Origin of the sequence: Phocaeicola vulgatus ATCC 8482, from assembly GCF_000012825.1 — a bacterium.
In the GTDB taxonomy this organism is placed as follows: Bacteria; Bacteroidota; Bacteroidia; order Bacteroidales; family Bacteroidaceae; genus Phocaeicola; species Phocaeicola vulgatus.
This window is the reverse complement of the sequence record NC_009614.1, coordinates 1,024,332-1,037,737: the sequence shown is the minus strand read 5'-3', so window position 1 is coordinate 1,037,737 and position 13,406 is coordinate 1,024,332. Positions and strand designations below refer to the sequence as shown.

General features: G+C 39.3%; 6 protein-coding genes. All 6 read left to right on the top strand.

Translation table 11 applies throughout. The features are described from left to right. Window positions 1-183 precede the first annotated feature (183 nt). The 6 genes from BVU_RS03790 to BVU_RS03765 all read left to right on the top strand — a co-directional run bounded on the left by BVU_RS03790 (window position 184) and on the right by BVU_RS03765 (window position 13,338). Window positions 184-2,211, top strand: a complete 2,028-nt coding sequence (locus BVU_RS03790) for an alpha-galactosidase (protein WP_011964888.1) — start codon at window positions 184-186, stop codon at window positions 2,209-2,211. Window positions 2,212-2,250: 39 nt separating this feature from the next. Further along, on the top strand, window positions 2,251-5,304 hold the full coding sequence (locus tag BVU_RS03785) for a SusC/RagA family TonB-linked outer membrane protein (RefSeq protein WP_011964887.1): 3,054 nt from the start codon (window positions 2,251-2,253) through the stop codon (window positions 5,302-5,304). Window positions 5,305-5,349: 45 nt separating this feature from the next. Beyond that, entirely contained in the window at window positions 5,350-6,969 is a 1,620-nt protein-coding gene (locus BVU_RS03780) for a RagB/SusD family nutrient uptake outer membrane protein (RefSeq protein ID WP_011964886.1), read from the top strand. An 89-nt stretch (window positions 6,970-7,058) separates the two neighbouring features. Beyond that, window positions 7,059-8,081, top strand: a complete 1,023-nt coding sequence (locus BVU_RS03775; RefSeq protein ID WP_011964885.1) for an aldose epimerase family protein — start codon at window positions 7,059-7,061, stop codon at window positions 8,079-8,081. Between the two features lie 29 nt (window positions 8,082-8,110). After that, a complete protein-coding gene (locus BVU_RS03770) occupies window positions 8,111-11,053 on the top strand; it encodes a discoidin domain-containing protein (RefSeq protein WP_011964884.1) in 2,943 nt (980 codons plus the stop codon). Window positions 11,054-11,064: 11 nt separating this feature from the next. Continuing rightward, a complete protein-coding gene (locus BVU_RS03765; RefSeq protein ID WP_011964883.1) occupies window positions 11,065-13,338 on the top strand; it encodes a glycoside hydrolase family 3 N-terminal domain-containing protein in 2,274 nt (757 codons plus the stop codon). The last annotated feature ends 68 nt before the right edge of the window (window positions 13,339-13,406 follow it).

Genomic DNA, 13,406 nt, shown 5'->3' with positions numbered 1-13,406 from the left:
ATGCATTTGCGGATTCTGCGGGTGCAGATGCGTCATTGCTGCAAAAATCCTATTTATTGCAGCGTTTGTATATTAACAGGTTGTCAAGATATGCCTACTTTTAACCATGCTTGAAAGGAAAAGAATTCCGAACAGTAAAGCAAACCTTAAGTAGATTTATCTTTTTGACAAACTAATAATATTATGAAGAATAATTGGTTAACTTTAAAATCATTGTTTCTCTGTGTTTCTGCATTGAGCGTTTCCGGTCTTATTTTATCCGGGTGTACTGAAAATGCAAATCTAAATGTAGGTGAATGGTCTTTGGAGTATGATGCTCACGCTAATGGTATTGATATCAGCAAAGGCTCTAAGCTTATTTATGATAATGTATATGCAGCTTATAAGTTGGCAGACAGTGTTGTTTCGACTCGTGATTATGCAAAGCATCATGTTTCTACAAAAAAAATCAATGATTATTTTGGAGAAGGGTATCATTATGAGGTGACTTATACCGGGAATAATCTGCCTGCACTGGTTCAATCTTTTTATGTATATCCGGCAAAGGATTATGTGCTGACAGATTTCACTTTGGAGAGTACGACTGAAATAGCTTCGAATTATATGGCACCGGTCAATGTGGACCGAATGCCTGAAGTATTGAACCAGGGAGAAAATAATCGTGCGCTTTTCATTCCTTTCGATAATGACTGTTGGATCAGATATCAATCTCATCCGCTCACATTTACAGAACTGACTAGTTATGAAGTCACTGCCATATTTAATAATGATGACCGTGAAGCTGTGGTGGTAGGTTCTGTAGAACATGATTCTTGGAAAACAGGTATAACAATAGGTAAAGGTAATATATATAATGTAGGTTCGTTGGTATGTTATGGCGGTATTGCCGATAAAACAACACGTGACTCGAAACCTCACGGTGCATTGAAAGGTACAAAAATCAAGTCACCTAAAATTTTAGTAGGATTTTTTGAAGACTGGCGTGAAGGTATGGAAGAATACGCTCAGGCTAATGCTGTGATTGCTCCGCCCAAAGCTTGGGGTAAAGCTGTTCCTTTTGGCTGGAACAGCTGGGGAGCGTTGCAATTTAATCTGACCTATCCGAAAGCATTGGAAGTTTCTGATTTTTACAAAGAGAATTTGCAGTCCCGTCATTTTGTGAATTCGGATAATTTGGTTTATACAGGTTTGGATTCTGGTTGGAACAGTTTTTCAGAAGAGGAGTTGAAAGCTTTTGTGGATAAATGTAAGGCAAACGGTCAGGTAGCCGGCGTTTATTGGACTCCGTTTACTGATTGGGCTAAAAATCCTGAACGTGAAATAAAAGAAATGCCGGGATATAAATATAAAGATGTATATCTCTATGCAAATGGGAAACCGCAGGAATTAGACGGAGCTTATGCTGTTGATCCTACCCATCCGGCTATTGAAGCTATGATGAAACACACATCGGAGCTATTCCATCGGGCTGGCTTTGAATATGTGAAAATGGACTTTATGACACATGGAGCAATGGAAGCCGACAAATGGTATAATCCGGAAATACAAACAGGTATTCAGGGATACAACTATGGAATGCAATTGCTTGACAAATATTTTGGTGATATGTATATCAATCTTTCTATTTCTCCTGTTTTTCCTGCTCATTATGCTCAGTCCAGAAGAATTGCGTGTGATGCATGGAACAAGATGAAGGATACCGAATATACCTTAAATGCACTTTCATACGGTTGGTGGCAGGATAAGGTTTATCAGTTTAATGATCCTGACCATATTGTATTGCGTGATGCTACAGATGGTGAGAACAGAGCGCGTGTCACTTCGGGGGTTATCACTGGAATTTTCATTGCTGGAGATGATTTCAGCAAAGGCGGTTCTAAAGAGGTGAAAGAGAAAGCGATGAAATATTTGACGAATGCTGAGATCAATGCCATAGCCAATGGGGAATCTTTTCATCCTGTAGATGGAAATGGTGAAAAGTCAGAAAATCAGTTTGTACGCATGGATAAGGATGGTAAGGCTTATTATGCTGTGTTCAACTATATGGATCAAGAGTTGAAGATGACTACAGCTTTAGAGCGTCTAGGGTTGGATTCGTCAAAGGAATATAGGTTGAAAGAATTATGGAGTGGTATTGAAAGTATTGCTAAAACTAACCTGGACGTAACGGTTCCTGCATATGATGTCGCAATTTTCAAAGTGGAAGAATAAACCAATATAAACTTTAAATCGTACTTAAATTTACAAATTATGAAAAGAATTAGGCTTATTAATTTAATCCTTATCATGTTTTGTTGCTGTAATATGTTGGCACAGAACATAACGGTTACAGGACAGGTGGTGGATGTTACATCCGAACCTATCATTGGTGCAAGTGTAGTGGTAAAAGGTACAACCAATGGAACTATTACCGATTTTGATGGCAACTTTACATTATCAGTTCAGAAAGGGGAAACATTACATATTTCTTATATAGGATATGTTGCCCAAGATGTAAAAGTAATGGGTAATCAGCCTGTCAAAGTGGTGATGGCGGAAGATACTGAAACATTAGACGAAGTGGTTGTTGTAGGTACTTCGATGAAGAAGAGTGATTTGACAGGAGCTGTTGCCAGTGTTAGTTCTAAAGTTTTGGAAGAAAAACCGGTGACGAATGTAAATCAGGCTCTTCAAGGCCGTGTCGCAGGTGTGTTCATTTCTCAGCCTACACGTCCTACGGATGATGCATCTATTAAAATTCGTGGTATTAATACCATAAATGGATCTACGGACCCTATTTATGTCATAGATGGTATGGTTATGGATAATTCATTCTCTGGATTTAATGCAGTCAATTTGAATGATGTGGCTTCTATTGAGGTCTTGAAAGATGCATCAGCTACAGCTCTGTATGGTTCACGTGGTTCCAATGGTGTTGTTGTTATTACAACAAAGAAGGGTAAAAAAGGCGAAGGTAAAGTTTCTTATGATGGCTGGATTGGCTTTCAGACCTACGCTAATACTCCAAAAACAATGAATACCCGTCAATTATTTGAACTTAGAAAGGAAGCTTATACGAATGGTTATATGCAAACAAATCCTGACGGGGATGTCAATGCTTATGTCAATGATGTGATAATGGGATCGAATACTGTTTTTGCTGATTATGAATTCGATGCTTACGACAATAATAAAAATTATGATTGGCTGGATGCTGTGAGCCGTACTGGAGTACAACACAATCATGTAGTAAGTCTTTCGAATGGCAATGATAAAGGTTCTTATTATATTAGTTTTGGTTATACAGATAATAAAGGTGTAATTGAGAAGTCTGAACAAGAAAAATACACAGGACGTATTAATGCGGATCAACAGATTAAATCCTGGCTGAAAGTAGGTACTAATACAACTTTTACACGTACCGAGAACACGTTGGTTGATGATGGAGTAATGAATCGTGCACGTTGTGCTAATCCGATGTTGGAAATTTCTGATGAGATTGAAACTTTAAATTGGCAAGGTATTTTTGACCAAAATAATTTTAATCCATTACATTCTTTGAAAGTCGATAATGATTTGGTGTATAATCGCTTGTTGAGCTCTAATTATATTAATATCAATCCTATTGAAGGATTAAACTTGCGTTCTACTTTTTCTATTGATTATGCTCAAAAGCAGCAAAATAAATATACCCCGAATGATATTTATGAGTCGGAACGTTATGGAACACAAGGTGAAGCCAAAGATGATAGAGATACACGTACTGTATGGCAATGGGATAATTCATTGTCTTATGAAGTCTCTTTTGGTAAACATAAGTTGAATGCGATGGTTGGTACCAGTGCTACACGGACTACGTATAATTATATTAATGCTACGGCAACAGGGTTTGGCACTAATTTATTTGGATATCATAGTTTGGGATCTGGTTATAAAAAAGATCAGCGTGGCTTAAGTACAGCTTGGTCCGAGCAAACATTATTATCTTATATCGCTCGTGTTAACTATAACTATGCGGGTAAATATTTATTAACGGCGACTGCGCGTTACGACGGTTCTTCTAAATTTGCTAAAGGAAATCAGTGGGGTCTTTTCCCGTCTGTGTCTGCAGCTTGGAATATTACAGAAGAAAAGTTCATGAAAAATCAGACAATTTTTGATCAGTTAAAGTTACGTGCTGGTTTTGGTATTGTTGGTAATCAGAATATTGATGATTTTGCCTATTTATCTTTATATAATGTCAGCTATACGGGTACTTCCGATACAGGTTATACAAATTCTTTTGTTTCCAATGGGCGACGTGGTACTCCGGATATTAGTTGGGAGAAACAAAAACAATGGAATTTAGGAGTAGATATGGCTTTCTTACAGAATAGAGTACGTTTGTCTGTTGATGCTTTCTTGATAAAAAATAAGGATTTGTTAATGAGTCATTCGTTACCTACGACTACTGGTTTCAGTAGTACTATTGAAAATATAGGTGCGATTGAAAACAAAGGTTTGGAATTTGCTTTGAATGCCAATTTGGTAAGAGCTAAAGATTTTGAATGGAATTTTGCAGCTACATTGTCTATGGATAAAAATAAGGTAACTCGATTATATGGTGATAATGATGTTGTATATAATGTAGATAGTGATCGTAATATTCAAAAAGAAGGTAATTTATTCCTTGGTGAGTCTCGTAACACAATTTATATTTGGAAAACAGGTGGAATTGCCCAAGAAATTGATATGGATCGTTTGAATAAAATAAATTGGAATGGATATAATGTGAATCCCGGTGATTTGTATCCATTGGATTATGATAATAATGGACAGATAGATCAAAATGACCGTGTTGTAATTGGTTCCACTGATCCTAAGTTTTATGGCGGTTTTTCTACAGATTTTTCTTGGAAGGGATTGTCTTTAAATGCAGTCTTCAGTTATTCTTATGGGGCTAAAAAATTGAGCCCTTGGTATGAAACTTTGATTGGAAGTACTGGATCTGGAGTCGCATCAACGGATTTGTTGGATCGTTGGACTCCTGAAAATACAGATGCTGAATTTCCACGTGTGTTGGCTGGCTTTGATTATAATCATTATGGTGCAAGTTCTATGGATTTTAGTGTGCAGAAAGCTTCTTTCTTGCGTTTGTCTGCTTTGACATTGGCCTATACTTTCCCGACTAAAGTGATAAATGCTCTGAAACTGACTAACCTGCGTGTTTATGCCACCGGTTCTAATCTTTTTTGTTTAACTAATTATAATGGTTATGATCCGGAAACCGGTGATTGGTATCCTCCTACACGTATGTATACTTTTGGTCTTAATTTGGCTTTTTAATGGAAGGATAGAATAAATAGTCTAATTTTAAAAGAAAACACAACAATGAAAAAGATATATAGATATAGTGCGATATATGCTTTGGCTTTGTCCTTTGCACTGAATACTTCTTCTTGCTCAGACTTTCTGCAAGTAGAACCTACGGGATCTTTGACCGAGGAACAAGTATTTGAAAAAATAGATAATGTAGAACCTTTAGTTCTTGGATTGTATAAGAGTTATAGGGGCTGTAAAGAAGGGCGTAATGGATTGATGCCTTATTTGGGGACAGATGAAACACAGCAGGGTAATTATCAGTTGATTTCTTCAGGAGATCAAGCTGGTATGGATAAATATAATGGACAGTTGAATCCTACATCTACTCAGGTTGGTTCTATTTGGAACAACCGTTGGCCGGCTGTCGTTTCAGCTGCTAAAGCTATATATGCATTGGGTATGACCACTGAAGAACCGGAACGTGCTAAACAGTTGATGGGAGAGGCATGCTTTATTCGTGGTTTATTAATGTTTGAATTAAGTATGTATTGGGGTGAAATTCCTGTGATAGATATGAACCGTACTGATGAATTGGGCTTGGGACGTCAACCTTTAAAGACTGTATGGGAATATATTATTAATGATTTTATTACTGCTACCAATAATTTGCCTGAGTCTTATAATAGTGAACCGCAGCGTGCTACTGTTGGGGCTGCATGGGCCATGTTAGGAAAGGCTTATATGGCAGCTCCGGAAGAGACAGGATTGCGGGATTTTGCCAAGGCTGATGAATGTTTTAAGACTATTATCAATATGGGACGATATGAATTGCTAAATGATTATGCTGACTTGTATCGTTATGATAATCCTAATACAAAAGAGTCATTATTTGAGTTGCAATTTAATAATGTATATCCTGATTGTAATTATTGGGAGTTTGATTGTGGTTCTCGTGCATGTGACTCTTGGTTTGGTCAGGGATGCTCTTTCTCTGGTTACGATTTTCTAGTTCCGACTCCTTTTGCTTATAAGACAGTAGAAGAAGGTGGCATTTGGGAAGATGGAGATTTGCGTAAAGAAGAAGCATTGCGTTATGATTTTACGTATTATACTAATAAATATTCGGAGGATGGTACATTTGAATATGTAACTCCTGATTTGTCAAAGACTCAATGGACGGGAACTACAGATGAATTGGAACCACATATAAAGAAATATGAAGACTATCGTACAGATATTCTTTCAGGGCTTGGCATTAATAATATGTGGAATTCTGGTAAGAACTTTTCAATGATTCGTTATGCTGATGTATTATTATTGCATGCTGAATGTCTGAATGAATTAGGACAGACTTCGGAAGCTGTACGGATCGTAAATAATCAAATTCGTACTCGTGCATGGGGAGGAAACTTGCCAGAAGATAAGAAATGGAATTCGGGAATGAGCAAAGATGAATTCCGTGATAAGGTAATGGATGAACGTTTGCGTGAACTTTGCTTCGAAGGCTGGAGACGTATTGATTTGCTTCGTACTAATAAATTTGTAGAATTGATAAAAGAACGTAACCGTTGGGCAAAAGAATCAGGAACAATTCAAGATTTCCATAAGCGCTATCCTATTCCTGATACTGAAATTAAAACAAATGATGCATTCGGCCCTGAAGACCAGAATCCGGGATATAGCAAATAAATTGTTTCTATCCATATAAATTAGAAGCATCAGTAGGAAACATCTGCTTCCTACCTGATACTTCTAATTTTTCTGAAATCTGGAATAATATGAAAATAACACATAAAATAGAAACTTATACCTCTGACGGAGAACCTGTATTACGATTTACTGTGATGAATTCTTCAGGAGTCTATATGGAATTCACGAATTGGGGGGCTCGTTGGATTACAGCTTCAGTACCTGATGTTCAAGGAGCATTGGACAATGTGCTGATTGGTTATGATTCCTTGGCCGGTTATTTGGAAGATTCTTATTATATGGGGGCAACCATCGGCAGATTTGCCAATCGTATAGCCGATGCTTCTTTTACAATAGATAGGAAAACCTTCCATTTGGAGGCTAATGATGGGAATAACACCAATCATGGCGGTTTTTCCGGCTTTCATAACAAGGTGTGGCAGTGGGAAGAATTACCGGATGGCATCCGTTTTAGTCTGTATTCGCCAGACGGAGAAGGAGGTTTTCCGGGAAATATCCGCGTGATAACAGACTATCGTTTCAATGAGGACAATGAACTTTCTGTACTGCATTATGTGGAAACTGACTGTGCTACTTACATCAATATGACTAATCACGCATATTTCAATTTGTGTGGAAAGGGAAAAAAGATAACGGAGCATCGGTTGCATATTCCGGCCGACCGGATATTGGATACGACCTCGGCATTTATTCCTACAGGGAGAAAGATGAAGGTGAAAAATACTCCATTTGACTTTACTTCTCTAAAAATGATAGGTGCAGACTTGTATGCTGATCATGAGCAATTACTTTGGAATAAAGGATATAATCATTGCTATATCTTGAAAGATAAAATGTCTGAGGAAATGTTAGAGGCTGCTTCTTTATATGAACCTGTTACAGGAAGAAAAATGACAGTGATGACTGATTTGCCTGCTGTTCTTTTGTATACAGCGGGATATTATGAACGACCGGATACAGCCATCTGTTTGGAAACACAATTTTATCCGGATACTCCTTCTCATTCGGATTTTCCTTCTTGCCTGGTGTTACCGGAGAAAGCTTATGAACATTGCACCTTGTTTAGTTTTCAGGTGCAAAAAGAGAAATAGATGATTGATAAATATGAAAAGACTATAATATGAAAAACGTAAAAAAAACATGGGCTGTATTAGCCCTACTGGGATGTATGCAAGTACTGCATGCTCAAACTGTGTATTTACATAGCGATAACCCACAAATGAAATGGAAGTTAAAGCCTCAGGCTGAAGTCGGAACGGATGTGAAGTCACTTTGTGGAAACGGATACAATGTTTCTGCTTGGGTAGATGCTATTGTGCCTGGAACAGCTTTTAATTCGTATGTAATAGCAGGGCTGGAGAAAGATCCTAACTTTGGTGACAATATTCATCAGGTAAATCGCGACAAATACGACCGTAGCTTTTGGTATCGTACTACATTCCGTGTTCCTGCTGATTTTACAAAAGAATTAATATGGTTGAATTTTAATGGGGTAAACCGTCGTGCGGAAGTCTATTTGAATGGAACATTATTAGGTAAACTGGATGGGTTTATGCATCGTGGACATTTTAATGTTACTTCAATAGTAAATCGTGATAAAGAAAATGTATTGGCTGTACTTGTCCATATGCCTGATACTCCATTGGCTAATCAGGGTAGTCCAACCTATTTGTCTAGTGGCGGATGGGATTGGATGCCTTATGTGCCGGGGTTGAATAGTGGTATAACCGATAAGGTATTTCTTACTAATACGGGAACAGCTACTTTAATTGATCCTTGGATACGTACTAATTTACCTACCCGTGCCAGAGCGGATTTGAGTGTGGCGCTTGATGTCAAGAATAATTCAGTAGAAAAGACGAAGGTATTGGTGCGCGGAACAATTACCCCAGGAAACATTGTTTTTCAAAAAGAATTAGACGTGAATGCCCATACTACTGAACAGGTAAAGTTTGACAAACGCTATTTCCCACAACTGTGTATAGACCAGCCGCGTCTGTGGTGGCCGAATGGGTATGGAGACCCCAATCTTTATCATTGTAAGTTTGAGGTGATGGTGGATGGAAGAGTTTCGGAAACTAAAGATGTTTCTTTTGGTATAAAGAAATATTCTTATGATAAAGAGGGCAATACATTCCATATTTATATTAATGATATTCCGGTATTTGTTAAGGGAGCGAATTGGGGGATGTCTGAATATATGCTTCGTTGCCGTGGCGCGGAATATGATACCAAAGTCCGCCTGCATAAGGAAATGAACTTTAATATGATACGTAATTGGCTCGGCTCTGTTACAGATGATGAATTCTACGAGGCATGTGACAAATATGGTATTATGGTATGGGATGATTTTTGGATAAACTCTAATCCGAATTTGCCTTATGACCTCAATGTGTTCAATAATAATATGATGGAGAAAATCAAACGTGTGCGTAATCACCCTAGTATAGCCGTGTGGTGTGGCGATAATGAATCTAATCCTCAGCCTCCTTTAGAAGGATGGATGGCGGAAAATATCAGGACCTTTGATGGAGGTGATCGTTATTTTCAAGCAAATTCCCATGCTCAGGGCTTGACCGGTAGTGGTCCGTGGGGAGCATTTGAGCCTCGCTTTTATTTTACTAAATATCCTGATGGCTTGGAAGGAGATCCGGCGCGTGGCTGGGGATTTCGTACAGAAATCGGCACAGCTGTAGTTCCTACCTTTGAAAGCTTCAAGAAATTTATGCCCAAGGAGAACTGGTGGCCTCGTGATGAAATGTGGAACAAGCACTATTTTGGCCAAAATGCTTTTAATGCAGCTCCCGATCGTTATGATGCTTCTATAACCAAAGGTTTTGGCAAGCCCGAAGGGATTGAAGATTATTGCCGTAAGGCTCAGCTTGTCAATATTGAATCTAATAAGGCTATGTATGAGGGTTGGCTGGATCGTATGTGGGAGGATGCATCAGGTATCATGACTTGGATGGGACAGTCGGCATATCCGTCTATGGTTTGGCAAACTTATGATTATTATTATGATTTGACAGGAGCTTTTTGGGGAGCAAAATCAGCCTGTGAACCGGTGCATATTCTTTGGAATCCTGTGACGGACGGTGTGAAGATTGCTAATACCACAGCATGTGATATGGAAGGTTTGACTGCTGAAGTAAAAGTTTACAATCTGGATGGAAAGTCTGTGGAGGCTTATACAAAATCAGCTATCGTGAACTCTCCTAGCAATTCTACTGTGCAATGTTTTACGATAGATTTCAATAAAGAACGTAAAAATCTGTCATTAAATAAGCCGACCTTTGCTTCAAGTACCACTTATGGACAGCCTTCAGATGCTACGGATGGGAAAAAAGATACTCGTTGGGCAGCGGCAAAAGCGGAAAATGAATGGCTTTATGTGGATCTGGGCAGTGTGCAACCCATAGGTGGGGTTCGCTTGGATTGGGAGGCATCTTTTGGTAAAGGATATAAGATTCAGGTGTCAGATGACACCGAGACTTGGAAAGAAGTATATAAAACTGATGAAGGACGTGGAGGAATAGATGAAATTACTTTCCCCGAAGTTGATGCCCGTTATGTACGTATGTTTGGGACGGAACTAGGTTGGTGGTTTGGTTACTCATTATGGAGTTTTGATGTGTTGGGCGGAACGCAGCCTAGTGAGGGTTTGAGTGATGTACATTTTATCCGCCTGACGTTGAAAGATAAATCAGGAAAGATCGTGTCAGAAAACAATTACTGGCGTGGCAACGACCGTTTGGATTTTACGGCTTTGAATACTTTGCCAAAAGCTGAACTGAAGACTTCTTCCAAATTAATTCGTAAAAATGGTGAGGCGGAGATACAAGCAGCCATAACACTTCCGAAATCGGCTAAGGGGGTAGCTTTTGCTGTACATGTGCAGGCTGTTCGTGCTTCGGATGGCGAACGCATACTGCCGGCATTGATGAATGACAACTATTTTACGTTGATGCCAGGAGAAACAAAGAATTTGAGCATTACATTTGATGAGAATTTGTTGCAGGGCGACAAATATAAGTTAGTGGTAACTCCTTATAATAACAAATAATTCAGATTAGTATGTGTACTAATAAATTTATTCTGTTCTGTATGGGGATAGTGATGAGTGTATCATCTTTAGCTTGGGCTGGAGATGCCCCCCCTCTCTATAAAGACAGAACAGCTCCAATAGAGAAGCGTGTAGACGACCTTATGTCTAGAATGACATTGCACGAAAAGGTATTGCAATTGCAGAATCGTGCGTCTGGTCGGTTGGATGAGATTGACCGGATCTTCTTGGGGGAAAGTTATGGGACAACTCATGAAATGAGTATGTCTGCTTATGATTGCGCCGTGATGTATAAAGAATTACAGCATTATATGCGTACTAAGACCCGTTTGGGAATTCCGTTGTTAACTTCTGCTGAGGGCATACAGGGTATTATTCAGAATAATTGTACGCTGTTTCCTCATGCTTTGGCGCAGGGAAGCACTTTCAATCCTGAATTAATACAACAAATGACTGAGGCGGCTGGCGAAGAGGCTAAGGCGATAGGTATTCATCAAATTCTTTCTCCGGTTTTTGACATTGCCCGCGAGTTACGTTGGGGACGTATTGAAGAAACATACGGAGAGGACCCTTATCTGATAGCGGAAATGGGAGTGGCGTTTATTAAAGGGTATCAAAAATACAGAATTACTTGTATGCCCAAGCATTTTGTAGCCCATGGTACTCCGTCTGGAGGCTTGAATTGTGCGGGAGTAAGTGGAGGAGAACGTGAATTGCGTAGTCTCTATCTTTATCCGTTCCGTAAAGCTATAAGGGAAACTTCTCCGTGGGCGGTGATGACTTGCTACAGTGCGTATGATGGAGTGCCGGTTACAGGTTCTTCTTATTATATGACTGATATTCTTCGGGGAGAACTGGGCTTTAAAGGATACGCTTATTCTGACTGGGGTTCGGTGGAGCGTCTGATGACTTTTCATCATGCAGCAGGCAGCCGTGAGGAGGCTGCGCGTATGGCATTAATGGCCGGAGTGGACTTGAACATTGATTCGACTTACGAAACATTGGAAAAACAAGTTGAGGAGGGAAGGCTTGATGTTGCATATATAGATCAGGCTGTGCGCAGAATATTGACGGTGAAGTTTGAATTGGGCTTATTTGATGAAACTTATGGTGATCCTAAACTGGTGAAGAAGGTCGTTCGCAATGCTGAAAAGGTGGCATTGGCTAAGAAAGTGGCTGACGAGAGTGCCGTATTATTGGAAAACAGAAATGATATTCTTCCTTTAGACTTGAATAAATACAAGTCTGTTGCAGTGGTGGGGCCTAACAGTAATCAAGCCGTGTTGGGCGATTACGCTTGGACGATGGGGGATACTAAAGAGGCGGTCAGTTTGTTGCAAGGATTGCAGGAAAGTGCAGGTGATAAAATAATGATTCGTCATGCTGAAGGATGTGATTGGTGGAGCCAGGACAAATCACATATTGCCGAAGCTGTGGAAGTTGTCCGTAACAGTGATATAGCTGTGGTGGCGGTAGGTACACGAAGCACTTATTTGGGAAGAAGTCCTAAATATTCTACGGCAGGTGAAGGATTTGATCTTTCCTCATTGGAACTTCCTGGGGTGCAGGAGGAGCTGTTGAAGGAGATAAAGAAAACGGGTAAGCCTATGATTGTCGTTCTGATTGCAGGTAAACCGCTTGCTATGCCTTGGGTGAAAGAAAATGCTGATGCATTGTTGGTGCAATGGTATGCAGGTGAGCAGCAAGGATGTACATTGGCAGATATTTTGCTTGGAAAGGTGAATCCGTCGGGTAAGTTGAATGTATCTTTCCCGCGTAGCACAGGTAATACTCCTTGTTTTTATAATCATTTCGTGACAGATCGTGAAGAACCTTTTGACCAGCCGGGTACTCCTGAAGAACCTAAAGGTCATTATATCTTTGATAAACCGGAACCTTTATGGAACTTTGGACATGGAAAAAGTTATACTACGTTTGATTATGTGGATTGTGCACTGAGTGATACGTTATTGGCTGCAAGTGATACATTGAAAGTATCCGTTATGATCAAGAATACGGGTAGGTGCGATGGCAAGGAGGTTGTGCAGCTTTATGTACGTGATAAAGTAAGCACGGTGGCTACTCCCATTCAACAGTTGAAGGCATTTCAAAAAGAGCTTGTTCCTGTAGGATATACTAGAGAAGTTAAATTAGTACTTCCAATAGCAGAACTTGCTTTGTATAATGCCGATATGGAGGAAGTTATAGAACCTGGGGAGTTTGAACTACAGATAGGATCAGCTTCTGATGATATCCGAATAAGGCGGACAATAATAGTGAGGTAGGGAATTTAAACTTTTGTAAAGAATAAAAAAAGGATGGTTTTTGCTCTTGTAGAATAACAGATTGCTTG